We start from the raw sequence: 26,255 nt of genomic DNA, 5'->3' as shown, positions 1-26,255 counted from the left end.
CCAAAAAAGGAGCTTAAACCACTGCCAAGTCTGAAAGGTTTTCGGAAATCGATTCGAATTTCCGGCGAACCTCTCAGCACCACCGTTGTGCGTATGAGAAACCGGGAGCGTTATTGATGTACTACGTGGATACCAGCATCCTGGCCGCGTATTATTGCCCCGTTCATAATTTTCCCAACTCGACGTTTGGGTATTTGAGCTAAAGGATCACAAACATCGGTAGTCCGCTCGTCTTCTCGTAGGACTATTATTTCAACTTCCCCGGGCGGAATGTCGGGCATATGAATGACGAGCATTCTGTCTTCGCCGATTTTTGTCCTCATTTTTCGCGCCAGCATTCTTGAACTCCTTGGCTTAAGATCCTGTTCTTTCAGCAAGCATTGGAAACAATTAATAAAACGCTCTTTCGGAATCGCGCCCGAACCGTCTCGCTGCAGCCCACTCGTCATGATCTAAAGGCCTTATCATTCTATGCACCCTCGTTGCGAAATTCAAGGAAGGAACGAAGGGGTGTTGGGGATTACGGATTAAGGCGGATTGCGGATTGCGGAAAGTTTAAAAAACAAATTTTTGCAGAAGTTAATCAAGGAGACGAAGGGGGCGCAGAGGGCATGGGGCATGATGCAGAAGACCCAGACTACAGAAGACAGAGGGCGGGAGACGGAAAACAATTTCCGATTTCGGATTGTGAATTTCGGAAAATAAAGACTGCTTGGCTCTTGGTTCGGGTTCCCGGCGTAATCCGTAATCCTTGATCCTTAATCCGTCTCTTGGTTCTTCGTTTGTCGTTTGGAGCGTTTAGATCGTTAGGATCATAAGCATAGGTGGCCGCCCAGAGCTTGGATTCTGTCCCCTCGCGAAGTAACAAAAGGCTGATTAGAAATTGATTCGTTTCAAATGTGTGTTACACCGAGACTGTGGAGCACAGGAGGGTAAAATGAGCAACTTGACCATCACCGTGGATAGTCAAACCTTAAAGAAAGCGAGGCTGCGCGCCATCGAGCAGGGAACCTCCGTCAATTCTGTGCTGCGGGATTTTTTGGAGGCTTATGCGGGTTTGCGCAGCGAGCGAACAAAAGCACTCCAGGAACTGATTGCTTTATCCCGCAATTCGGATTCCAGGCGCGGAGGTCGTGTCTGGTGTCGGAATGATCTGCACCAGCGCGACTGATGCGATCCTTTTTTGACACCAACATCCTGGTTTATCTTTTTGACGAAGATGCTCCCGCAAAGAAAGCCAAGGCCCAACTCCTGCTTAAGGAGGAAGTTGAAGCGGGCCGAGCCACCCTGAGCACCCAAGTTCTTCAGGAATTCTATGTGGTCGTGACACGCAAGCTTGCTAAACCGCTCTCCCTCGATTCGGCAGAACAAGCGGTCCGTAATTTGGCTGCCCTAAACACGATCCAAGTAGATAGTGCTTTGGTGCTTGCTGCAATCGCAAGGAACCGTCAGGAGGGCTTTTCTTTCCGGGATTCTCTCATTATTGAGACCGCTTTGGCCTGCGGGACCAAGCGCCTCTTTACCGAGGATTTGCAGAATGGGCAGATCATCCAAGAAATGCTAATTGAAAATCCATTCATGGCTTTACCGGTAGAAGAAAAAAGCAACATACCCCCCCGATCCAAACGCTCTTCAATGACTTTCCTTATCGTCTTGCGATTCTTCCATATCATTTCGATCCAATTTCCAACAAAACACTGATTATCAGTCTGCATCAAACAGCAAAATGTCGGTCAGCCCCGCTAGCTTTAGGAATTCTCTGTCATTGGTGATGATGCCCCCGGCGCCCATTTTCAAGCCGGTAGCAGCATGGATGGCGTCAGGTGTCCGCATACCATGAGCTCCGCGCAGGCGAGCCGCTGCAACTGAGATTTCCGAAGATAACGGGAGCACCTTTATATTCGGAAAATCAGTCACCAATTGGACCAAAATTTCGGCTCGTTCGAAATCATTGGCTCGGCAGGCAGGAACCAGCAGCTCGGCAAAAACCAGCGTGGATATGATACCAGTCAGATCACCCGCTTCGATACGGCGGAAAAGCCGCTTTGACGTTGCGTAATGTCTTGGATGTTGTTCCAGGAAATAAACGAAGACTACGGTGTCCAGCCCAAGGATACTGCCTCTGCTCAGTTTTTCCGGATCTAACTGTCCCATCGTTCACGCGATCTTTCAAGCTCCGTCTCATATCCCCGCCAAAGGTCCGAAGCACAGCGTTCCAACGCATCGACATAAGATGACGGTGCTCTGCGAATAACAATAGCATCATCTTTTTCAATAACCTGCAGAAGGTCGCCGGGCTTGATAGCCAATCGTTTACGAATGGCCGCCGGCAATACAAGCTGCGATTTGCTGCTGAGCTTTACAATGGGCATGGCAACTCTCCCCCACAAATATGTTTTACCTATCAGTAAAGCAAGTGTTGCGTTTTGTCAACAATGGGTTCTTGGTTCTTCGTTAGGAGGAGGCTCCACAATCGCGGGGTTTGGGTGGTTTGGATGTTGCCTCGGGTTGGTTTTATTGGAACCGCTAAGGCGCGAAGGACGCTAAGGAGTGGGTTTTTTCCTGATCGGGGAAAACCGATCAGGAAAAGATCCAGCCCCTGGAGCTAACAGCGTTCTTTGCGTTCTTTGCGCCTTGGCGGTTCCCAATTTTCAAAAGCAAAGACAGGAAAGGCATTCAGGATTCGCCATGGTCCGTTTATCGTCATTGCCCATTGGCCGGCTCTATCGCCGCTCAGCTTGTGCGGGCCAACCCCGTCGCAGCATCGAAGCAGGCCGGGTTGAGGTATGAAACCCAGCGAAACAGGTGTTGGGTTTCGTACCTCAACCCAACCTATACCTATCCAGGTGTGCGAATCCAGGAGAATCATCCATCAATCCGGCTCCCGTGCCTCATGTTCGACGACCGGCTCGGTCAGGTCCCCCACCGTCTCGACGGCACCTTCCATGCTGCCGAGGAGAAGATCTTAATCCTTAATCCTTAATCCCAACTTCAGCAGAAGGCCGACTACGATGATCCCCTCCGCCACGAACAGCGCCAGCATCGCATAGATCGCCAGCTTTATCAGGCCGAGCGGCCGTTCCGTGGCCACCGCTACCGGTGCGGTTATGGTGTAGAGCACCTGGTTCGGGTTGAGGTTGTCCCTGCTGAGCTTCTGGTAGATGGCGTTCATTTGGTCTATGCTCTGCACCAGCCCGGCAAAAACCTGGTCCTGCGTCTTTGCAATGCGCTCCGTTGCCATTTCGGCAAATCGTTCCTCGACATCCGTTTTGGGCTCGCCCCGGTTGAAATCGAAACTGTTTATTTTATCAAAGAGTTCCTGGTAATATTTGGCTTCGAATTCCAGATTGATTTTTTCCAGACCGGAATCGATCATCTTCTTGGTGATGTCCTGCCGGAACATGGAGTCCGAATTTTCCTGGGCCATCTGCACCAGGCTGTCGAGGAAGGAGGAACCGAACTGAGGAATCATGGCGGGCACGTTTTCGAACGGGGTGCGTGCCGGCGGGCCCTGGGCGGCGGCGGCTGATCCCTGGCCGGGCGGCAGCCCGACTCCGATGGACTTGCGAATGTACTGGTCGAGGGAACTCTCATACACCGCGCTGTCGGCCGAAGCCTCCTCCATCTTCAGTTGAATTTCGAACAGCCGGTTTTGCAGGTAAGCCAGGGTGAATTCGGGGAACTTGGCCACCCCGACCTGGCGGATGAGGCCAAACAGCGGGCTCAGCTTGAACTGATTGAGATCGTTCAGGCGATAGCGCAGATCGCTCAATGAAATGCCCTTCTCCCCGATACAGCAGATTTTGGCTCCAGGCAGCCCGGACAGCCGGTCGATGTCCTTGAGGGCGCGCGTGACCGTCAAGCGCAGCCGGTCCGTAGCGATCAGGTAATCTTCCGATGCGATGCTTTCCTTGTCGATGACATTGGGAGAAACCAGTTCGATTTGGTACTGATTGGCTCCTTTCACTCGCTCGGCGTAACTTGCCCAGGTGCTCAGAATGTCGTTGAGGACCTTTGCCAACATGGTTTCGGGCAGAAATGAGCCAGGATTTTCCTGCACAAAGGCCAGCGAAAAAACCGGCACCATGAGGTTCTTCTTCTTCTCCAGAAACTCCGCTTCGATGCGCTGGCGAGACTCGAAGCTGAGGTTCGTTTCCGCCAGCTTCTGCGCGTATTCGTGCTCCAAAAGGGAGAGCCTGGCATTGGTTTGGTAGACGGATAAGGACCCCTTGAAATCAGGGAACTCCATGAACTTTTTCAGGTGGTTTTCATCGTAGACTTTCTGCAGGACCGGGGTTGACAGGATATCGGAAGCACTGAACTTCATGCCGTTGGGGTACTGGCCCTTGTCGATCCCTTCGAACAGCAGTTTGAATTCGACTCTGGCGATCTTTTGCTTGTCCTGAAGGAGGTAGGCTGCACCCGCCACGCCGCCGATCACCACCACTGCAGCGAGAGAATAAATGAGGATGCGAACCCGCTGCCGCCACAGGGCCAGGATGAGATCCCTGACGCCAATTTCGTCGGCCTGCTCGGAACGTAACGCCGTCCTGTCGGCTTTGCCCTCCGGGGTTTGCTGTTGCGTACCGGGCATTTTTCCCCTCCTTGGTCATGGATTTGTGCCTGCCCTGGGAGCTCGCGGCTAACCTGTTCTGCAACCCTCCACAGTGATCATAACGCCGGGGTGGACTTGGTTTTCCTAAAGACTGCAGCGCCTTGAATCGACCGCCAGCACTTTTTGCCGGGTTTCGTCCCTCAACCCAGCCCACACGTTCGACCCAGCCTACACCTGCACGTCGTTTTCAATCGGCCGCCGATAAACGCCGATTAACGCGGATGGGTCCTCTACGCGCTCGCATGGGCCTGCGGCCCCTCCGTGCGGAGACCGCCCCCGATGAGAACACCGACGATGATAACGCCCTCGAGAAAGAACAAGGCAAGAATCGTATAGATCAATATTTTCTTCAGCGCAACCGGCTTTTCAATACTGGTGACCACCGGAGCCGTCACGCTGAACAGGACCAGTTCGGGGTTCAGGTTGTGCCTGCTCAATTCCTGATAAATGCTGTTCATTTCATGGATGGTCTGCATCAGAGTGTCAAACACCTGCTGCTGCGTTTCATTGATGCGCTCTTCCGCCAGGGGGATGAACTTTGCTCGCGCCTCCCTCTCTTCCGCACTTTCCTGCTGCGCCTTCAGGTCGGACAACCTGTCAAACAGTTCCTGGTAATACTTGGATTCGAACTCCAGATTCACCTTTTCCAATCCCGCATCGATCATCTTCCTGGTAATGTCCTGCCGGAAAGCGGCATCCGAGTTTTCCTGGGCCATCTGCACCAGGCTGTCCAAAAATGTCGAGCCAAACTGAGGGATCATGGCCGGAACATTTTCCAGTGCACCCGTCTGCGGGGGCGGCTGCCCTCCGTCGGCCGCCAGGCCGGCGCCGCCCGATTTGCGCACGTACTGGTTGAGGGAAGTTTCGTACACGTTGGCGTCGGCCTTCGCTTCTTCCATTTTCAATTGAATTTCAAACAGCTGGTTCTGCAGATACCCCATGGTGAATTCGGGAAACCGCGAAACCCCCGCCTGCCGAATGAGACCAAACAGCGGGCTCAATTTGAACTGATCGAGATCCTTCATACGGTAGCGCAGATCACTGAGCGAAATGCCCTTCTCCCCGATCTGGATGATCTTGGCACCGGGCAGCTCGGACAGCTTGTCGATATCCTTGAGCACCCGGTTGACCGTCAGCCGCAGGCGGTCCGTGGCCACCAGGTAATCTTCCGATTCGATGGCCTCCTGGTTGATGATGTTCGGAGACACCAGCTCTATCTGGTATTCGTTGGCGCCCTTGACGCGCTCGGCGTAATTGGCCCAGGCGTTCAGAATATCATTGAGAATCTTGGCCACCACGGCTTCCGGCAGAAACTCAACGCGCCCCTCCTGCACGAACGTCAGTGAATAGATCGGCACCAGGAGATTTTTCTTCTTTTCCAGGAATTCCGCTTCCAGTCGCTGGCGGGCCTCGAAGTTCAGATTCTTTTCCGCCAGTTTTTGCGCATATTCGTATTCCAGCAAGGCCAGCCTGGAATTGGTCTGGAAGACCGACAGCGATGACTTGAATTCGGGAAACTCCATGAATCGGCTCATGTTGTTCTCGTCATAGACCTTCTGCAGCACCGGCATGGAAAGGATGTCCGACGGGCTGAAGGCCATCCCGTTGGGGTACCTGCCGTCATCGGCCCCCTGAAAGAGCAGCTTGAATTCCAGCTTGGCCACGTGCTGCTTCTGCTGCAACAGGTAGAATGCGCCGGCAATGCCGCCGATCACCACCAGCGCGGCGAGCGACAGGGTGACAATCCTGGCGCGCGCACGCCACAGCGTTAAAATCAGGTCCCTGATGGAAATTTCGTCTTCCTCGAATTCCTGGTAATCCACCATGTGCCGCTGGTCTTTCGGCTCCAATTCCTGCGGATGATTCTTGCTCATATAGCTCCTCTTATCGTTTTCTACAAATACCGACTTTTGGCCGCAGATGCACGCCGATGAACGCAGACGGGCGTGTGCTGCCTGCAGCCGTCTGTGCTTGAAAGGTTCACCCCGTCATTTGATCTCTTCCCATCGAGGGCCGGCGGTCACCCACGCATGGAGCCGCGGCACGCTTCTTCTCCACCCGCACGGGGGGGAGAGGGTCGGGGTGAGGGGCGAGTTCCGGGTAGAGACTAACTCACAAGGGTGGGAAATTCAACAGAGGAAAAAACGCAGCGGCAATTGTCATGCCGGACGCCGGCCTTTTTCGGTGGGTGGAGGTGCGCCTCTTTGCGCCGCAACCCACCAGAGGCTTCGCCGGCTGCGGCTTGTCATGCGTGCCGAGCGACCAGGCCCGGTGGAATTTTGGGCGATGAAACCGGCCATTCCGCTTCTGAAACACGGTGATCAATCGAGCAGCAGCGAATAGACGGGCCCCATATCTACCCGATTTTTCGGTTCAGACGGGGTTGCATCCGGATCCAGCAGGTTGATGATGCCGTTGCCGTCGTCATCGTCCCGCCATTTGCCGCCCCAGAGCTGCAGTTCCTGACCGTCGCTGATGCCGTCGCCGTCACTGTCGGGATTGTTGGGATCGGTGCCATAGATATTGATTTCATCCACATCGGGGATGCCATCCTTATCGGAATCCAGGGCGGGATCGGGAAGCGGCGAGTTGGAAGCGGGGTCGCTCGGGGTATTCACCACCAGTTCCTCTGAAAAGTCGCTTTCATTGCCGCCGGCGTCATAGGCCGTGGCCGCGAAATAGTAGAGGGTTCCCGGCTTTAAATCGGCCACCTGATGCTGCGTGCAGTTGCCGACATCGATGGAAACATCGTAGGCTTTGCTTTGCGTCCCGTAATAGAGTTTGTAGCCGGCCGTGGCGGAATCGTTGTTGGGGTCCCACGCCACGGTCAGCTGAGCACCGTAAGCCGTTTTTATGGAAAAAATCTGAAAGAGCAGAAGAACGACCAGAAGAGTGACCAGCCTGGAGGAGTGAAGAGCTCCGCATTGGGCTGCGCTGTCGGCTTGCATGGCAAAACCTCCCCGTTATGATGCTGCGGCCGCGCCGAATACAGCCGCATGCGGGAGGCGCCGTATTCGCCCGGCAACCCTGCCGCCGTATCCCGATAACCCCGGGACTTAGGCCAGTGGCTTTGCGTCCCACCCTTTCGGATGGTTTGCCCTTATCAAGCGATTTATGGTGCTGGTTGAGCCTCTTGCAGAACGCCTTGGGTATCATTTTGGCCGGGTTTGCGAGAGGCTCGGTTGTTTTTATTGCCTGTTGCGTTGCTCGGATTTTATTCAAATTCCATGCCGTGCGGGAGAGTGGTCGGCGGGAGGATTGTCGTTGGGTTTCGTCACCGTTCAAGAAAATGATTTCGGCTTCCAAGTAGGCTGGGTTGAGGTACGAAACCCAGCGAAATAGTCGTTGGGTTGAGTCACGCGCAGCGCGTGACTCAACCCAACCTACACCTACACCTACACCTGCCAGTCACCCAAACATCGGGCCGCGGCACTCAGTCGTTGGGTTTCGCGCTGCTCAACCCAACCTACACTTGCGGGGGACAGGAGAGATCATGGAAGCCAGATTGGGATTTCACGAGACCCGGTCAACTTACGATGGATTTCAAATGGTGGAGCGGATTACAGAAATGTAATCCATGTCTGGAAAATTCAACCGCTACTTTGACGCCTGTTCGACAGTACCTGCCATCAGAAATTTGGAAACCGCTCTGGAGGATGCGCAAAATCCTCCGCAGGTCAGGGTGTGCGCAGCACTCCCTGACAAAACCGTGGCGTCAGGGAGCTCCTTCCAGTCGCACCCTGACCTACGCAAACACGAGTTTCCAAATTTCTGTGCCATGCCCTTGTTGCAACGCCGGGATGAGACAGGCGCGCACTCGCCCTGACAAATGTAAGGTGAATCGTCAACACGGAGCCTGAGCTTATGCCGCAATGACATGAAAAAAAATCGTTAGATTCAGCTGTTGTTATTTTGGTACAAGTATTGCTCTGTGATAAGAATTCTCAGATGCTGCCTCTCAGCATCTGAGAGCGTATAGAACAATGTTTTTACCCCCGATCGTTTTGCCGGCAGGCTGCCCGACAACGGGGGATTCGCATGCCGTCCAAGCTGGTCTTATCGAGGAGGTTGAATGAGTAGAAGTAGCCACAGGACCGTTTTTCTCTCTGGCATTTTTATCGGTGTCTTATTGACTGTATTCTGGCCAAACCTTGTGCCGGCTCAGGACGAAACAGGCCGCGGGCATGGCAAGCGCGATTTCTCCGAAATAATGGCGGAATTGCAGAAAGTTGAACGGGAAGTTCTGGATCGAGGCTATACCTTCTCGGTAGGCTACAATCCGGCTGCAGACTACACCATCGAACAGCTTTGCGGGCTCAGACCGCCACCAGATCAACTGAAATCGGCTGAGCTGCAGGCCACTCCGGTCATCACGGCGCTGCCCCCGGCATTTGACTGGCGCGACAACAACGGAGTCACTCCCGTCAAGGATCAGGGCTACTGCGGGAGCTGCTGGGCTTTCAGCACGGTGGCGGTATTGGAACATCAAATCAAGATCCTGTGCGGAACGACCGTCGACCTTTCGGAGCAGTACCTGGTGTCGTGTAATCTGGATGGGATGGGATGCAACGGCGGCTGGTGGGCCCATGATTACCATCAGTCGCCGGGAGCCGTGCCGGAATCGGAATTCCCCTATGCAGGGCAGGACCTGGCGTGCGGAGGGCCTTATTCACATCCGTACCAGATTGATTGGTGGAGCTACACCAATACTTCCGTCGGCGCCATCAAGCAGGCCATTTACGACTATGGCGCGGTTGCCGCATCGATTTGCGTAGGTCCCAACTTCCAACATTATACGGGCGGGATTTTTAACGCAGATGAATCCAGCTCTTGCACTGAACCCTACTTGACCAATCACGGTATCACCCTGGTGGGCTGGAACGACGATCACGGTGTGGATGACGGTTACTGGATCCTCAAGAACAGCTGGGGACCTTACTGGGGTGAAAACGGCTACATGCGCATCCGCTACAACATGTCACGAGTTGGTTATGGCGCCAGTTACGTAGAATTTTCAGGCTGCGGAACAAGCAGCATGGGCTCGGTCAGGGTGACCATCGCTCCACTGCAAGCCATATCGGCCGGAGCTCAATGGCGGGTAGACGGAGGAACCTGGAGAAACAGCGGGGATACGGCATACGGCCTGACGGCCGACTATCACTTGATCGAATTCAAGGAGATCCCAGGGTGGAATACACCCGCCAGCCGGACGGTTTTCATTCAAAGTGGAGAAACCACCTACATCGAGGCAGACTATGTGCTTCAAACAGGCAACCTCAAGGTGACGTTGTTGCCCGTTCAAGCGGTCGGCGCCGGGGCTCAATGGCGGGTGGACGGAGAAACCTGGAGAAACAGCGGGGATACGGCATACGGCTTGACGGCCGACTATCACTTGATCGAATTCAAGGAGATCCCAGGATGGAATACACCCGCCAGCCGGACGGTTTTCATTCAAAGTGAAGGAACCACCTACATCGAGGCAGACTATGTGCTTCAAACAGGCAACCTCAAGGTGACGTTGTTGCCCGTTCAAGCGGTCGGCGCCGGGGCTCAATGGCGGGTGGACGGAGAAACCTGGAGAAACAGCGGGGATACGGCATACGGCCTGGCTGTCGGGCAACATCGAGTGGATTTCAAGGATGTGCCGGGATGGAACATGCCGCCATCGCAAACCGTCACAATTTCCAACAACACAACTTCGTCCATTGAGGGTGTTTACACTGTTCACAGCGGCTCATTAAGCGTCGCCATCAGCCCCGCGGCGGCAGCCCAAATCGGCGCCCAATGGCGAGTGGACGGCGGCGTATGGAGGAATTCCGGCAGCGTTGTGACCGATTTGACTCCAGGCGATCATGTGGTCGATTTCAAAGACCTTGCAGGGTGGACCAAACCCAATAATCTCATCGCAGCCATAACAAATGGAGAAACCACTTCGCTTGCAGGAGTTTACTCCGCACAATCCGGTTCTGCAACGCTAACTGTTTCCATCCTCGCTCAAAAGGACGGTTTGACAGCCGCCGAGAAGGATGTTGTGACAGCCAATGCCCAATGGCGAATCGACGGCGGAGCATGGCATGGTAACGGAGACAAAGTACTGGGCCTCTCCCTGGGCCTCCACCTGTTGGAATTTTCGCCGCTGCCGGGCTGGAGGACTCCCAGCGCCCAGGTGTTGCAGATCACAACAACGAACAATGCCGCAACCGGAATCTACACACCGGTCAAGAGCATGCCATGGCTGTCTATTTTATTGGAATAGAATCAATCATACCTTCGCATCCCGCAAAGTATGGGGTGAGACCGCAGTAATTTGAGGGCATGGCCGTTCAATGGTCATGCCCTTTGCATTTTACGGCCGGCTTGGTTTATTTTTCAGATCGTGCTAATGAATCCCCGTCCTGAAATTTTATGATTCCTCTCCTTCCGCGGCGGCAGAGGGCCGGGGTGAGGGGGGGGACTGAGTAACTTTCTGCAAAGCTCGATGTTTAGTACAGCTCCACCAACCTGCGGAATTCGGCCGCTTATTTGTGTGGAGCTGCGCATGGAGCCAACGATCTTGGTGTGCCGTTGAGCCATTCCATCAAGTCATTCATTGCAGGCAAGGATGTGCCGACTGATCCCTTGATCGCCTGCGTGACGCTTGTCTACGTCATGAGCCAGGCGGTGGATCTCTACCTGTTTCATTTCATCTTCGACATTCATCTGCCGGTGGTGGCGATGCTTGTCATGCTCACCGCCCTGAGCATCGCCAACTGGCGGGCCGTCTTCGAGTATCTCAACGACTTGAAATTGTTGGCTGCCATCATGGCCCTGTGGTCCGTCTATCTGCTGGTCAACGGCTTTCTGGGCGAAGATTTTCGAACGTCCATCGTCCTGTTGTTTCGCTTTGTCGGCAGCTGGCTGATCGCCGTGCAGCTGGGGATTGCTTTGTACGTCGGCGGAGAAAAGCGCTGGAAATGGGTGGCCGCGGCGCTGCTGATCGGCTTTTTTTTGGTCACCCTCATCTGGTATCTGCAATCCATCCGATCGCCGTATCTCGAATGGCTGCAGCCGGGCCTGCGCGACCCGGCAAAAATCCAGGGCTGGGGCGGCCTGTACGTGAACCCGAATATTCTCGGTTTTGCGCTGGTATCCCACGCCATGGCGGCCATCTGGTACAGCCTTTGGTCGCCGCTTTCCATCGTCATTATCCCGGTGGTCTGGTTGACGGCCCTTGCCGGCATCCTGCAAAGCCGCAGCAGCAATTCCTTTATTGGAATCATCCTGGTCGGCTTTTTGGCACTGTTCGCCTACACGCAATGCCACTGGAGCGCTCTCCCCACCCGGCGGAGATGGCTCCGGCCGGCCGCCGTCTTTGCGGCATTGATCGGCATCTGCGGCGCCGGCGCCGCCCTTTTTTTCCAGCCGCAACTGCAAAAGGTCCTGGAGCCTTTTCAGAGTTACCTCGGGGCAGACACCGGCTGGTCCACGTTGCCCGATGAACCTGAGGGTGCCGAGATCGCCAGAGTATACGATGACGAGCGGCAAAGCCACGTGTATGAATTGGCGGGATCGGGGCTGCCGCACCATTACGTGTACTCTTTCGGCGGCGTCGTCACGCAAGAGGGTGACGACTGCACCCTGGGTTGGCGCATGCAATTTTCACAGCCGTTTGTGCTGACCGTTTCGGTTCAGACGGATCGAGGGCCGGACGAACTGTTGTACACATCGCCGCGCCTGTTCATCGACACCGTCTATGAAGCCGGGCTGGCGTTCGATCTCGGCCCCGGCGTGACGGACGGCCAATGGCACAGCGTGACCCGGGACCTGCAGGCGGACCTGCAAAAGGGAACCCCCGGCGTGACGCTGGTAGGGGTCAAGAGCTTGCTGGTGCGGGGAGCGGGAAGAATCGACGACATCCAGTTCAGCAGCCACTTTCACGACACTTTTGACCACCGGCGTGTTTGGACTTCCCACGATTTCGAACGGGTACTCAGCCGGATCGACATCGGCCGCGTGCGAATCTGGAAACGGTCGATCGGCTACTGGAAGGAACGGCCATGGCTCGGAATAGGATTCGGCTCCTTCCAATATCTCCCCGAAGAGAGGACATTTTTCCACGCCCATAATTTTCTCCTCAACCTGCTGGTGGAACAGGGCCTGCTTGGGCTCGGCCTGCTCCTCGCTTTCAGCGCCGTGCTGCTGTGGCACATGAAGAGCTGGGTGGGAGCGGCGCTGCTGGGCAGTTCCTTTGGCTCGCAGTTGTTTGACAACCTGACCCTGGATTTTTCCTTCCCCATTTACACTTCGTTCGTCCTGGGCTATTGCTTCTTTCTTGTCATTGGCAGAAAAGCAAATGAGGATTCATGCGCCACATAGATTTGCGGCGCAGGTCAGGCGCCGCTTTTTGCGCCGCAACCCGGCTCCATTGAAAATATGCGTAAAATTGACTCCACAGCCGGCGCTTCGGTACTGCAGGGATCCACGCGCATCTTCCTTGCGGAATCCCTCATGCTGCCGACCGGTCTTCTGACCGTCGTCTTTCTCACCCGCACACTCGGGCCGGAAAGCTACGGACTTTACAGCCTGGCGGCCGTGATCACTTCCTGGACCGGCTGGACCATTGCTTCCATTTTCAACCGGACCACCGTCAAGTTTGTCAGCGAAACGCAACAATGGAAACCGGTCGCCTCCACGGCCCTCCGGCTCTATGGCCTGACGGGCCTGGCCGCCCTCGCAGCCCTCATTTTGCTGGCATGGCCGATTTCCCGCCTGCTGGCAGAACCTTCCCTCATCAAGTATCTGTGCCTGTTTGCCGTCGATATTCCGCTGTTTGCCCTCTCCAGTGCTCACAAGGCGGTTTTGCTGGGGTTGGGACGGTTTGCCGCAAAGGCCCTGGTGAGCTCGGTCTACTGGATCGCCCGGCTTGCGCTCATCATTCTTTTCGTGGAGATGGGCCTCTCGCTGACCGGTGCGATTCTGGCAAGCATCTGCGCGTCCCTGCTGGAACTGGGTTTGGTCCGCTGTTTTGTTCGACCTCCGGTGTTCGGCCGCGAGCATTTTCCCTTGGCCAAATTCTGGCAGTATTCCGCTCCCCTCTTCCTGGCGGCCCTCAGCGTAAGAATTTTTGACCGGCTGGACCTGTTTGCTCTCAAATCCCTTGGCGGCACTGCCGCGCAGGCCGGGGTGTATGCGGCCGCTCAGAACCTGACTCTGATCCCGGGAATTTTGGCCCTCGCCTTCGCCGATCCGCTGCTGGCGGCGTTGACCCGGCTGTATACCGGAGGGCGCCTGGCCGACGCGAAACTCATGGCGCGCAATGCCATGCGCTTGGTGCTCCTGCTGTTTCCCTTTGCCGGCATCGTCGCGGGGGCCTCGCGAGAAATCGTCGGGCTTTTTTTCGGGTCGGATTACCTGTCCGCCGCCCCGCTGGTGGCGATTCTCACCTTCGCGGCCTTGTGGATGGTGATGATCGCGGTGACCGCCGGCATTTTGACGGCCGGGGGCAAACCCAACTGGACCCTGGTGGTGACCGCCCCGATGGTTCCCCTGGCACTGTGCGGCCACGTCCTTTTGATTCCGCGCATGGGTCCCGCAGGGGCCGCGCTGATCACCTTGACCTTTGCCACCCTGCACGGCGGGCTGGCTGTTTACGCCGTAAACCGGCAATGGAGCGTACTGCCGCCGGGCAAATCGGCCGTGCGCAGTCTGCTGACTTTGTCTGTAAGCTATCCGGTTTCCGCCTTTTGGCCCGTGTCCGAAATCTGGCTCTTGCCAAAAATCGCTGTTCTTGCGATCATCGTGGTAATCCTTTTGACGGCCGCCGGAGAATTCTCCCGAGAAGAAATCCAAATGGTGCGAGGCACCTTTCGGCGAGGAGCACCTGACTTGTGAGCAATATGGCTGGACCCCTGTTTTCGGTAATTGTTCCCACCTATCAGAGGCCGGAGCAGCTGGCCGGTTTCTGTTTGCCGGCACTGGCCGGCATGCATTACCCGCGCGAAAAGTTCGAGGTCATCATCGTCGACGACGGCAGCGCCAGGCCCCCAACGGAAATCGTGGATCGATTCAAGGAGCGGCTTGACATCCGGCTGGTCATCCAGAGTAACCAGGGCCCGGCGGTGGCGCGCAACCGAGGCGCCGCGTCAAGCGCGGGGACCTATCTGGCGTTCACCGACGACGACTGCGCTCCGCACGCGGACTGGCTGCGGCAGCTGGAGACGGCCCTGGAGCGTAATGCGCGCCGCGCCGTCGGGGGCCGGACGGTGAACGTTTTATCCGGCAACGGCTACTCTGCCGCCAGCCAGCTGCTGGTGGATTATCTCTATGGGTATTACCTGGAGCGCCCCGGCCGGGGTCTTTTTTTCACCAGCAACAATCTGGCCATCGCAGCCGAGCAGTTTCATGGGGTGGGACGTTTCGATGAAAACTTTCAGCTGGGAGGGGAAGACCGCGAACTGTGTGTGCGCCTGGCCCATTTGGGCTTTGACTTGCACTATGAGCCGCGCGCTGTCGTCTATCATGCCCACCGCCTGTCTGCCGCATCGTTCATCCGCCAGCACTTCAAGTACGGTCGCGGCGCAGCCCGTTTTCACCGGGCTGTTTCGCTGCAGAACAGGAAAAGTGTGCGCGTGGAGCCGATCTCCTTTTACCTGGACCTGATGCGCTACCCGTTCACCCAACCCGCGGCCTCAAGAAAGCGGCTCCTGTGCTTTCTTCTGCTCGTGTCGCAGGCGGTCAATGCCCTTGGATTTTTTTACGAAAAGCTGATTGCGCGTTGGCGACGCCGGGGTTTTGCCTCATGACGAGCGAGCGCCGACCGCATCCGAACGGAACGGACAGCTCAGCGGCGGGAATGGATCAGCCTCTGGTTTCCATCATCATTCCCGTGCACAATGCGAGACGGCATCTCGCATCCTGCCTCGAGGCCGTTTTCACCACCGGTTACCCGCGCTATGAAGTGATTGTCGTCGATGACGCATCCAGCGACGGCTCGTCGGACACGGCCGCGTCCTTCGGCCTCGACCCGGTGGTACTCGCGCGCCGGATGGGCCCCGCCGCGGCGCGCAATCGGGGAGCCGGGCAAGCCAGGGGGGATATCCTGCTGTTTGTGGATGCCGATGTGGTCATTACCGCGGATACGGTGAGCCGGGTGGTGCAGAACTTCGCCGACCATGATGTCGCCGCGCTGTTTGGATCCTACGACGATAGCCCTGGAGACCAGGGCTTTTTGTCGCAATACAAGAACCTCGCACATCACTTCGTGCATCAGCAGGGAAACCCGGAGGCGACCACCTTCTGGGCCGGCTGCGGCGCGGTCAAAAGCGCGGTGTTCCGGGAACTGGGCGGGTTCGATGAAGGGCGCTATGGCGTGCCGTCCATCGAGGACATCGAACTGGGCTACCGCATCAAGCAGCAGGGATACCGCATTCTGCTCGACAAGCGCCTGCAGGTCAAGCATCTCAAGCGCTGGACTTTGCCCGGACTGCTCCGATCTGATATATTGTGTCGTGCGCTCCCGTGGACCAGGCTGATGCTGGAGCGCGGCCACTTGAACAAGGACCTGAACCTGCAGGCTTCCCAACGGCTGAGCGCGGTTCTGACAGGGTTGACGGCGATTCTCGCGGCGCTGTCGCTGGTCGTCGCAAAGGCGGGGTATTGGATCCCCTGGCTGATGGTGGCCGTTGTTTTGATCAACTGGAAATTCTACCGCTTTTTCGTGCAAAAAAAGGGGGCGGCCTTCGCCATCGCCGTGGCCCCGTTGCATTTTTTCTATTATTTTTACAGCCTTGCGGTTTTTCTTGGGGTGTGGTTTGATCACACGATTCTCAAAGGCCGGTTCAAACCATAGGCCGGGTTCAAACCGTAGGCCGGGTTGAGGCACGAAACCCGGCAAAAAACAAAAACACGCCTGCCGGGTTGCGGAACGAAACCCGGCCAACCGAAGCCATTGAGCAGCTCCTGGATCGATTTTGTATGAACAATGCGAATTGTGACCCGCACGGCAGAAGAGTCATTATCGTCGGCGGCGGACCGGCCGGCCTCACCGCCGGTTACCGATTGGCGCAGATGGGGCTGCCATCCGTCATTCTCGAGAAGGACCAAATAGTCGGGGGGATATCCCGAACGGTCAGCTACAAAGGCTTCCATTTCGACATCGGCGGGCACCGCTTTTTCACCAAGATCAAGGCGGTGGACGACATGTGGAAGGAGGTGCTGAACGACGACTTTTTGCGCAGGAAGAGGCTTTCCCGCATCTACTACCGGAGAAAATTTTTCTACTATCCCCTGCGGCCCTTCAATGCCTTTGCCGGGCTGGGCCTGTGGGAAAGCACCATGATCCTGGCCAGCTACCTGTATGCCCGGCTGTTCCCCCACCGGCAGGAGGAAACCTTCGAACAGTGGGTGTCCAATCGCTTTGGCAGGCGGCTTTTCCAAACCTTCTTCAAGACCTATTCGGAAAAGGTGTGGGGGATGTCGTGCAGTGAAATTCGAGCCGAATGGGCGGCCCAGAGGATCAAGGGACTCTCGCTTCTGAGTGCGCTGAGAAATGCTCTGGCGGGGCAAAACGGCGCAAACAAAAAGCGAGTGATCAAGACGCTCATCGATGAATTCGACTATCCCAGGCTCGGCCCCGGAATGATGTGGCGGGAAGTGGCGGCGCGCATCGAGCAGAGCGGTTCCCGGGTGCTGCTGGGGGCGGAAGTCGAGGGGATCATGCGGGCAGAGAACGGGGTCGAGGCGGTCACGATAAGCCGCAACGGCGAGCGAGAGGTACTGCACGGCAGCGATTTTATCAGCAGCATGCCCCTCAAGGAGCTGCTCCTCAAATTCGAGCCGCCCGTCCCGGACCAGGTCAAGACAGCCGCACACAACCTCAAGTACCGGGATTTTTTGACGGTCGCCGTGATTGTCGACAAGAGCCGGCTGTTCCCCGACAACTGGATCTATATCCACGACCCCGCCGTCAGGGTCGGCCGCATCCAGAATTTTAAAAACTGGAGCCCTTTTATGGTGCCCGATCAAAGCAAGACGTGCCTGGGCCTCGAATATTTTTGCTTTGAAGGGGACGATCTGTGGCGTCAGCCGGACCGGCAGTTGATCCAGATGGCGGCAGAAGAACTGGAAATGCTGCAGTTGGCCGAGCGCTCCTCCGTTGAAGACGGGCACGTGGTGCGAATGCCCAAGGCCTATCCGGTATACGATTCGGAATACAACGATTCTCTCCGGATCATTGAAGATTTTCTGCGCGGCATTCCCAATTTGCAGGTGGTCGGGCGCAACGGCATGCACAAGTACAACAACCAGGATCATTCCATGCTGACCGCCATGCTGGCGGCGGAGAATGTGGTCGGAGCCGCGCACGACCTCTGGCGGGTGAACGAAGAACAGCATTATCACGAGGAAGTGACCATAGCGCCCGAGCAGCAGCGGCTGCTCAAAGAAAAGCTGCGGGCCGCGTTTGCCAGGATGGACAGCTTCGCCTTTGCCACCGCGACCGGGCTGGTCTGCAGCATGCTGCTGCTGTTGGCCACGCTGTTTGTGCTTTTGCGGCAGGATTCACCCCTGGTGCCCTACATGGGTCTTCTGGGCCAGTACTTCATCGGCTATTCGGTGACCCCCGGGGGCGCATTGCTGGGAGCCGTCAGCTGTTTCACCTGGGTGTTTCTGTTGAGCTGGCTGTTCGCCTACCTGAGAAACTTCATGATCGGATTTTTCATTTACCGGATTAAGAGGAAGATGGAACTGCTCACGTTCAAGGATTTTTTGGATCATTTTTAGCACGGCATCGAGGCTTTCGGCCCTTTCTCCCCCGCGCGCCGACGGCTGGACACTCTTGACCCCGCGCTTTTCGGGGGGACGCTCCCTCTCCCCCCCGCGGGCGGAGAGGGTCGGGGTGAGGGGGGACGGGCTGCTGAATAGGAGGCGCAGGGTGGCTGCCAACCAGATCAACGATGAAGAAAAGCTGTTCAGCGGTATTCTCCGGCTGAACGCCAAGGTTTTCGGGCTGGTGCTCGGCATCGTGCTGGGCCTGCTGGTGTTCGTCGCCACCAACTGGCTGCTGCTCAAGGGCGGACACCGCACCCCCGACGGCCGCTACGTGGTCGGCCCGCATTTGCAGCTGCTGAGCCAGTTTTTCATCGGCTACCGGGTGTCCTTCTGGGGCAGCATCATCGGCTTTTTTTACGGGTTCGCGCTGGGCACCCTGAGCGGCTCCGCCATCGGTTGGATTTACAACAAGATAGTCGACTGGAGAAAATGAGGGGCAATGCGGATTGTGGTGGTACAAAATGTGCGCAGATATCTGCCGGTTGCCGGCCTGCTGTTGCTCTTCTCAGTGCTGACGATCAGCAGCGTCCGGCACAAGTCCGCCACCTTTGACGAGCCCCTGCACATTGCCGGCGGCTATGGGTACTGGTCGCAAAACGAATACAAACTGAGCACGGAAAACGGCAACTTTGCCCAGCGATGGGCCACCCTGCCGCTGCTGTTCGGCGAGTATAAGTTTCCACAGGACAAACATTTCGACAATTTCAGAAGCAGCTTTAAATTTTTCTACCACATGGGAAACGACCCGGACAAAATGCTGTTTTTGGCCCGGGGGATGATTGTTCTGCTCGGCATACTGCTGGGGCTGCTCGTGTACCTTTGGTCGGCGCAGCTTTTCGGCCACGCGGGGGGATTGCTGTCCCTGCTGCTCTATACTTTCAGCCCGACCGTCCTTGCCCACAGCCGGCTCGCTACCTCAGATCTGGCGGTCACCCTGTGCTTTACCGCCTCCCTGTGGTCCATCCGGGCACTTCTGCAGCGCGTCAACGTGCTCACCCTTGCCGCCAACTGCCTGGCCCTGGGTGCTCTATTTGCTTCCAAAATGTCCGCTCTCATCATGATTCCCGTGGCAGCGGTTCTGTTTGGAATTCGAATCATTCATGGCAAAGAGCTGCCGGTCGAGTTCAAGGGCAGGCAATGGCTCATTGGCACACGTTGGGCCCAGGTTGTGCTCCTCAGCGCTGTGGTGTTACTGCAAACGGTTCTGGTGACAGGCATTGTAGCCGGCTTTTACGGCTTCAGGTATTCCGCTTCGAAAGTTCATGCCGCTTCTGCGCAGCCGGCAGAGCACACTGCCAATGTCGGAAAGCGCGCTTTCCCTAAGCTAAACCTGGACGAGCAAAACATCACTGAGCGCAAAGCCGCACCGGTTTCTCCTCTGCTCGAATCGGCCCTCAAGTATGCCCGCAAACACCACCTGCTGCCCGAAGCCTACCTCAACGGCATTTACGTGGTGGCCAAATATTCGCTGGTACGCCCCGCTTTCTTCAACGGCAGGTACGGCAGCGGCGGATGGACCTGGTTCTTTCCCTATTGCTACCTGGTAAAGACCCCGCTGCCGGTTTTTGTGGTTTTGCTGCTGGCCGCCCTGGCGGCGGTCACCCATTGGCATCGGAGCAGGAACGAGCAGCAAGAAAACGGGTGGGCCCTGTTACGCCAGAGCCTTTATCGAACGGCACCTCTCTGGCTTTTTGTCATCACTTACTGGGTCGTTGCGGTAAACACCAGCCTGAACATCGGGATTCGTCATCTGCTGCCGGTCTATCCCGCTACTTTCATCCTGGCGGGAGCAGCGGCCTCCTGGTTTGGCAGCCGGCGGCGCTGGATTCGCCGGGCATTGGCCGCCGCTCTGACGATTCTTGTGGCCGAATCCCTGCTCATTTGGCCCAACTACCTGGCTTATTTCAATCAATTGGTGGAAGGCCCCAAAAACGGTTACCGCCACTTGGTCGACAGCAACCTGGATTGGGGACAGGATTTGCCCGCCCTCAAACAATGGCTGGCCGATAACGGTCTGGACAATCAAGAGAAGACGCCCGTTTATCTCTCCTATTTCGGGAACGGCAACCCGACCTATCATCAGATAGACGCCGAGCGTTTGGCCGGGTATCCCGACCTCGATTTGAAAGAAAAGAAAATTGTGCCTTTGCAGGGGGGAGTCTACTGCATCAGCGCCACCATGCTGCAGACGGTTCACCTGCGCTATGGCGGCCGCTGGAACGAAGCCTACGAAAAAGTCTACCAATCGCTTCTCGGGTTTGCGCAAATGGCTCAGCACATGGCCAAAAGTCCGGCGGCTGCAAAGTTGTTTTGGACGCCGCAACGGAAGAAACAACTGAAATATTTTCCCGAGCTGCAGCTGGGCCGCTTGTGCGAGTATCTGCGCAACCGGCAACCGGATGCAGCCATCGGCTATTCCATCCTGGTCTATCGCCTGAGCGAACTGGACGTGCAGCAGGCCATGCTCATGCCGTTTGCCCGGTTGATCGGCAGCCGGGCTGCTGCCGGCAATGAGAAATAAGGGGGGGCCATTGAGCCCGGGGGAGACTCAGAGCAATCCGGCCGATGGGCGGACCGAATGGCGCAGTGGGTCGTTCGCCGCCATGCTGGAAGAACATTTCTGGGGGCTGCTGAGCGTCACCCTTCTGGCGGCCCTGGCGATTCGCTTGACGGCCCTGTACCAGCTGGGAAAGACTCCTTATTTTGATTATCTCCTGTGGGATGAAAGGATCTATCACGAGTGGGCCAAACAGATAGCGAGCGGCACTTACCAACCTCGGGCCGCTTATGAGTTCTCACCCCTGCCGGCGTATCTCATCGCCGCCGTCTATTGGCTTTTCTCGCCTGAGCCTGTCTACGTGCGACTGATGAACGTGGGACTGGGGGTCCTCACCTGCCTGTTCATCGCCTTGACAGGGAGGGAGCTGGGACGTGGTGCCGCCGGCCTCGCTGCCGGCGCCATTGCCGCCCTTTACGCCCCGTTTATTCTATACAGTATAGTACCCCTCAAGACGGCATTGTCCCTGCTGCTGTGCGCGCTTGTGATTTATTTTCTTTTGGCAGAGACCATACGCGCCAGTGCCAGCAAGGCCTTTTTTTTGGGGATCTTTTTAGCAATGGCCTTTAATGTGCGCGGCAACTATAACGTGTTAATGCCTCTCGGTTTGCTGCTGGTAGTATATTCCACCTGGAAATTTCGACCCGATGCTCGGAAAGTACTCTTCTCGGGCTTGGTCTTCGTATTTGGACTCTCCTGCGGGATATTGCCGTTCCTGATTCGCAACTACCGAATAACGGGCGACATTATCCTTTCCACCACCCAGTCGGGTTTCAACTTTTATATCGGCAATAATTTGACCAACAAGGACCCCTATTATCGTCCCTTGCCTTTTGCTTCCAATTCGCCTTTCAAGCAGGGCGCTCAATTTACCATTGAGGCCAGTAGAAGAGTTGGTAGGTCTCTGACCGCCAGAGAGGCTTCCTCTTATTGGTACAAGGAAGCCATGAAGGAAGCTCTGGTAAATCCGGCCGATTCCTCGTTTAAATTGATCAAGAAATTCATTGCTGTGTGCAATCGGTTCGAGGCCGCCGATCATTATGACATTGATTTTTTGGGTCAGTTTGTGCCCTTTTTCAAATGGCCATTGCCCAGCTTTGCACTGCTGTGGCCTTTCGGACTCGCGGCATTGTTATCGGAGTCGGTACATCGCAAGCCAGTCAGATGGTTGCTGGCAGCTTTTGTTTTATATGCTTTGACTCTGATTCTCTTTTTTCCGAGTGCACGCTATCGCGCGCCCCTTCTGATCATACTGATCCCTTTGGCTCCAGTCGGAATTCTACAGCTGGTTCATTCAATCAAGACAAAAAACAAAGCAAAAACTGTATGTTACATATCCTTAACAACATTGATCACGGCGTTGGAATTTTACCCGCTCCAGGCGGCCGGTGACAGAACAGCCTACTACAACACTCACGCCATTGTGTTGTACAATGCAGGGCGGAAAGAGGAGGCAATTGACTACTGGGTAAGATCTGCGCAGATGAATGGGTTTTTCTCCCCTTCGGCTAATCTCCGCTTGGCACATCTGAATTTCTTCATGCACAATTTAAAGCAGGCCAAAGCATACCTGGATAGAATCAGTGATTCTTCCTACCAGGCAGCCCCCAAATACAGCTTGCTGGGCGATATTCACCGCTCCGAAGGAGCGTTGAATCGTGCAGTTTCCGCCTATGAACATTCACTGGCGATCAACTCCGGAGAGTTGGAGGTCCGGAAAAAGCTGGTTGATCTCCTGAACCATGTATCCCCTTCTGCTGCATTGGCTCATAGAGTCAAGGTTCTTCAACTAAGAAATTTTTACAAAGGACTGTAGACCATTGACGCTAAGGCAGAACGATTTCCACACCGATCCCTTCCCATTTTCTTAACAGCCGCAGCTGAGCTACATCCCCTTATCCACGCTAACCGATGGTTATTATTATTACATTTCTCCACACAACAAAACCCTTGACAGGCACTGGGCTCTGGTCTACTCTGATGCGCTAAGGTCGCGGTTTTATTTATGTAGCGCACTTTAAAAAATTCTTGACAGGTATAAGAACCTTGATTAGAGTGACACCGTGCCGCCATGAGGAGTCTAGACCTTAGTGATCCAATCATCAACCGGAGACAGGTCGAAATTGGAGGGGTGGCACGGCATCGGTAACACATGTCGTTGTCCAGTATCGCTATACCTAATAACGTTTATTGACAGACCGAAAGGGGGTGAGGCATAACCGCACAAGGCAGAGTTCATTTTGGGGTTTTAATGTGTAGTGTATCGCTAAATTTTGGAATTGTTTTATTGTTCAGGGAGGAAAGAGCATGAAGAAAATCACGGTTTTTTTATTCGCCCTCCTCGTGGGTTTGGCGACAGTGGCGCCTAATGCACTCGCCACTTCATATGACCCAACGGGAGTACCCGGCAATTTACCTGCGTCGCCCAAAACGGCGATGATCTGGAATCACGGGAACATGGGCGATGCCCTTTTTGGCGAGCTTTACAGGGCGATCGCGCCTTCTGATGACATCTTTTTTGGAAATGCCAACGTTGTCACCTATGTTTCCATTGAAAACACCAGCAGCAAGTGGGTAGCGGCTCATGTCCGCCTGCGCACCGGAAGGTTCAGCATTGAGGCGATCGACTTCCCGATTTTTCTCTCGCCCCGAGACGTTTTTTGGTTTCAGTTTGAAACTTTCGGCAAGGATGGGACGCAGGTAGTCACTATCGTCAGTAAGGACAAGGAAACCATACTCAAGAGCGGTCTAGATACTTATAAGCCCAGGATTGGCTACGTCGTTTATGACGATGTTACCGGGACTCTCATCATGACCCTTAAGACCGATTTGTTGAAGCAGTACAACATGGCCGCTGCTTACCAGGCAACTGAAGAACTGACAATGGGGCATGTCGAAGTATTCGGCTTGTTCTCTCTCGATTTTCCAAGCAATAGAAAGCCCGTCGACAACTTTTTTGGGGTTATGTCTCAGCTGTGGAACGATGATTTTGGAGCGTGCCTGGATGCTGATCTGATTTGCCTTCCCCTGAGTCGGCGATTCGCTTCCTACCACGAGAACGGGCTCACTTTCGCCGATAGGAGAGTGCCTGCGATCGACGTTGAAAAGGACCTTACCGGCCACGTCTTCATTGGGGATTTTAAGACCGGGGTATACGCCGGCTACACCATGAAGGCTTTAAAGGATTTCAGGGCCGGTGTCGGCCTTCCTGGTGGCCTGCATGAATTTCCTACTCCACATGGTCCCCGGTGGGAAAATCCTATTTCTCATCGCGACCTGTTCATCCGCGGCATCTTCAACGCCAGCGGGAGGATACTGGTTAACCCCGCTACCATTCTCTACAATTATGGAGCGGACCCGGCTTACCTGGAACCTGACTGGGCAACCAGCTTTGGGCCGACTTGGAACGACGGGGACAACTGGTACGGTGACCCGACGGAGATCAATTCCGCCCCGGGAGGGATCGTTCCTACCGAGGGACAACTTCGACAGATCGCCGCGGTTCGGTCTTTCAGCCTAGATGAAGTCGAAGATGCTCTTTACAAAAAACAGATTTCGGCAACCTATTTCAATCAGGGTTTTGAGCTTGCGCAAACTTACACATTGGGTGTTTATACAGCCCCAACCAAGTTCCTTCACTTCTTCTTCAATGGAGGAAGCGGTCTTTCCGGAACCGGCAAGTACCTGAACGCCTGGCCAGTTGGAAGCGGTTCCGGCGCTCGTATTGCCAGGTCCGCCATCAATCCTGCGGGAATGTCGCAGATCGGTTGTGACGCAGGTGTGTGGAATACAGAACAGCTTGGACCGAAGGATCCCTCTCCTTTACCGAGCATTGTTCTGCCTTGGGAGACCAACCTTCTTCCGATAGGCAATCGCTCTGCGGATAACCTGGCAGGTTTCGGCTTCCTGGTGACCGATCAGGATGCAGTCCTTGTGCGCTATGAGGACGGCTTCAACGCCGGCTGGTTCCTGCTGCGGGATTTCTTCTTCACCAATGGTGATCCCCGTTGTGGAAACACACCAGCAAACCTTAACGATCTTGTCAGAAGTGACTCCGCTTACTTCTGGCCGGTCTGCAGCGGAGAAATCATCAATTTCTTCTCGGTTCCTCCTATTTACGGTTATTACCTGTTGTCCCCGGGTGGATCGGATCCATTGGCTTTTAAAATCCCCATTTCATCTCTGGTCATGGATTTCGAATTCACCAATTATCCTCATGTCCGTATGTATGACCCGTCCTGGGACAACGATGCGGACTATGATGGGGTGCTTGGTGGTGTTGATGGCATCTCTAATTCGGTAATTCCCTTTGGGGATACCGGTTACGGTGGATAACTATAACGAGCAATAAAACATAGGGAAAGGCTCAGCCTTTCCCAGCAACTCTAAGGCGGGCTGAACTCAGCCCGCTTTTTTGTCGCACCCCCAAGCCCAGTGAATCATCCGCGATTTTGCTGGTTCGCTCAGAAGGGAATTAACAAGGACCAATGTTCAATTTCACACTCGTACTCCGGAGATCCAGCATGCCTGTTATCAACTACATAAGGCGATTCTCTTTGCTATTCCTCTCATTATCGCTTTTTCTGCTTTTGCCATTGAATCCCTGTTCCTGGGCTGTCAGCGCATCACCATCAGCCGCCATGGAAGCTCTACAACAACGGGCTAATCAATACTGGCAGTACAAGCTTGATGGAAAGTTTGAAATGGCTTATGAGCTCGAAGATCCTGAATCCGTTAAAGACGTCTCTCTGACAGAGTATGTTCGATCCTTCGGCAGTGGCGTCAAGTGGCTCAAGGCCGAAGCCAGGAGCGCCAAGATGCAGGGTGACGATCTCGCTCTCGTTGAAATCATGATACGATACGTCTGGACGTTCACTCCCCACAACCCCAAAGACGGCTTCGAGGGCATAACCTACGAACCCTGGAGGCTAAGGGACAATCAATGGTACCATGTGTATCAAAAACCTAGCGAAATGTTCAGGCGGCCGGATAGGGAGAAACCCGCCGAAACGAGTAAAGGGGTAAAGTCGCAGCAGGAATCGTCAAAGCCTGAAAAGGAGAACTCTCAACCTGGACAACAATCCTCGGCACCGGAGGAAAGCAAGTCTGAAGAGGGCTCGCCTCAGCCCGAAAAGCAAGACATCTAAAGGACCCGCGAAGAATCACGACCGAGAGTCGCTCTCATCGTCGGCATCCGACGTTACCACAGCACGACACAATAGGCCGCCCAAAACAATGGCGCGGACTTGCAAGGGCGTAGAAGGTTGGGTTTCGTCG

General features: G+C 55.3%; 18 protein-coding genes and 1 riboswitch. Of the genes, 13 read left to right on the top strand and 5 right to left on the bottom strand.

The genetic code is table 11. The features are described from left to right. Nucleotides 1–937 precede the first annotated feature (937 nt). Both K1V27_RS16490 and K1V27_RS16485 read left to right on the top strand, forming a co-directional pair. Nucleotides 938–1,171, top strand: a complete 234-nt coding sequence (locus K1V27_RS16490; RefSeq protein WP_258931145.1) for a hypothetical protein — start codon at nt 938–940, stop codon at nt 1,169–1,171. After that, nucleotides 1,171–1,701 carry a PIN domain-containing protein gene (locus tag K1V27_RS16485; protein WP_258931144.1) on the top strand — a complete coding sequence of 177 codons (531 nt, stop codon included), beginning with the start codon at nt 1,171–1,173 and terminating at the stop codon, nt 1,699–1,701. Before K1V27_RS16490 ends, K1V27_RS16485 begins: the two co-directional genes overlap by 1 nt. A 3-nt stretch (nt 1,702–1,704) precedes the next feature. Here the strand turns inward: K1V27_RS16485 and K1V27_RS16480 are convergent, their stop codons facing one another. The 5 genes from K1V27_RS16480 to K1V27_RS16460 form a co-directional block, all read right to left on the bottom strand. After that, nucleotides 1,705–2,154 carry a type II toxin-antitoxin system VapC family toxin gene (locus K1V27_RS16480; RefSeq protein ID WP_258931143.1) on the bottom strand — a complete coding sequence of 150 codons (450 nt, stop codon included), beginning with the start codon at nt 2,152–2,154 and terminating at the stop codon, nt 1,705–1,707. After that, entirely contained in the window at nt 2,142–2,372 is a 231-nt protein-coding gene (locus K1V27_RS16475; RefSeq protein ID WP_258931142.1) for an AbrB/MazE/SpoVT family DNA-binding domain-containing protein, read from the bottom strand. Before K1V27_RS16475 ends, K1V27_RS16480 begins: the two co-directional genes overlap by 13 nt. Before the next feature lie 593 nt (nt 2,373–2,965). Continuing rightward, on the bottom strand, nt 2,966–4,594 hold the full coding sequence (locus tag K1V27_RS16470) for a GumC domain-containing protein (RefSeq protein ID WP_258931141.1): 1,629 nt from the start codon (nt 4,592–4,594) through the stop codon (nt 2,966–2,968). 251 nt (nt 4,595–4,845) lie between these two features. Then, on the bottom strand, nt 4,846–6,489 hold the full coding sequence (locus K1V27_RS16465) for a hypothetical protein (protein ID WP_258931140.1): 1,644 nt from the start codon (nt 6,487–6,489) through the stop codon (nt 4,846–4,848). 447 nt (nt 6,490–6,936) lie between these two features. After that, nucleotides 6,937–7,563 carry a fibronectin type III domain-containing protein gene (locus K1V27_RS16460; protein ID WP_258931139.1) on the bottom strand — a complete coding sequence of 209 codons (627 nt, stop codon included), beginning with the start codon at nt 7,561–7,563 and terminating at the stop codon, nt 6,937–6,939. Nucleotides 7,564–7,632: 69 nt separating this feature from the next. After that, a riboswitch (cyclic di-GMP riboswitch) is annotated at nt 7,633–7,724 on the bottom strand. Between the two features lie 963 nt (nt 7,725–8,687). Here K1V27_RS16460 and K1V27_RS16455 point away from each other — a divergent pair. From K1V27_RS16455 to K1V27_RS16405, 11 genes are all read left to right on the top strand, one after another. Continuing rightward, nucleotides 8,688–10,871, top strand: coding sequence for a C1 family peptidase (locus K1V27_RS16455; RefSeq protein WP_258931138.1), 2,184 nt, complete (start codon nt 8,688–8,690; stop codon nt 10,869–10,871). 302 nt (nt 10,872–11,173) lie between these two features. Further along, nucleotides 11,174–12,970 carry an O-antigen ligase family protein gene (locus K1V27_RS16450; protein WP_258931137.1) on the top strand — a complete coding sequence of 599 codons (1,797 nt, stop codon included), beginning with the start codon at nt 11,174–11,176 and terminating at the stop codon, nt 12,968–12,970. Nucleotides 12,971–13,027: 57 nt separating this feature from the next. Beyond that, nucleotides 13,028–14,485 (top strand): lipopolysaccharide biosynthesis protein, encoded by a 1,458-nt coding sequence (locus tag K1V27_RS16445; RefSeq protein ID WP_258931136.1) that lies wholly within the window; start codon nt 13,028–13,030, stop codon nt 14,483–14,485. A gap of 5 nt (nt 14,486–14,490) precedes the next feature. Further along, complete coding sequence (locus K1V27_RS16440; RefSeq protein ID WP_258931167.1) at nt 14,491–15,396, top strand: glycosyltransferase family 2 protein; 906 nt, start codon at nt 14,491–14,493, stop codon at nt 15,394–15,396. Then, complete coding sequence (locus tag K1V27_RS16435; RefSeq protein WP_258931135.1) at nt 15,393–16,442, top strand: glycosyltransferase family 2 protein; 1,050 nt, start codon at nt 15,393–15,395, stop codon at nt 16,440–16,442. The genes K1V27_RS16440 and K1V27_RS16435 overlap by 4 nt, the downstream gene beginning before the upstream one ends. Before the next feature lie 125 nt (nt 16,443–16,567). Beyond that, nucleotides 16,568–18,373: an NAD(P)/FAD-dependent oxidoreductase gene (locus K1V27_RS16430; RefSeq protein WP_258931134.1), complete on the top strand. Its 1,806-nt coding sequence runs from the start codon at nt 16,568–16,570 to the stop codon at nt 18,371–18,373. A 151-nt stretch (nt 18,374–18,524) separates the two neighbouring features. Beyond that, the gene (locus tag K1V27_RS16425; RefSeq protein ID WP_258931133.1) at nt 18,525–18,854 is read left to right on the top strand and encodes a hypothetical protein; all 330 of its coding nucleotides are present in this window, start codon (nt 18,525–18,527) and stop codon (nt 18,852–18,854) included. A gap of 6 nt (nt 18,855–18,860) precedes the next feature. After that, nucleotides 18,861–20,942 (top strand): ArnT family glycosyltransferase, encoded by a 2,082-nt coding sequence (locus K1V27_RS16420; protein ID WP_258931132.1) that lies wholly within the window; start codon nt 18,861–18,863, stop codon nt 20,940–20,942. A gap of 10 nt (nt 20,943–20,952) precedes the next feature. Further along, complete coding sequence (locus K1V27_RS16415; protein WP_258931131.1) at nt 20,953–22,794, top strand: glycosyltransferase family 39 protein; 1,842 nt, start codon at nt 20,953–20,955, stop codon at nt 22,792–22,794. 491 nt (nt 22,795–23,285) lie between these two features. Further along, the gene (locus K1V27_RS16410; protein ID WP_258931130.1) at nt 23,286–25,313 is read left to right on the top strand and encodes a hypothetical protein; all 2,028 of its coding nucleotides are present in this window, start codon (nt 23,286–23,288) and stop codon (nt 25,311–25,313) included. A 152-nt stretch (nt 25,314–25,465) separates the two neighbouring features. Continuing rightward, nucleotides 25,466–26,125, top strand: a complete 660-nt coding sequence (locus K1V27_RS16405) for a hypothetical protein (RefSeq protein ID WP_258931129.1) — start codon at nt 25,466–25,468, stop codon at nt 26,123–26,125. Nucleotides 26,126–26,255: the final 130 nt, after the last annotated feature.

The organism is Desulfoferrobacter suflitae, assembly GCF_022603395.1.
GTDB classification, from domain to species: Bacteria; Desulfobacterota; Syntrophobacteria; order Syntrophobacterales; family Syntrophobacteraceae; genus Desulfoferrobacter; species Desulfoferrobacter suflitae.
This window is presented reverse-complemented; position numbering and strand designations above follow the sequence as displayed.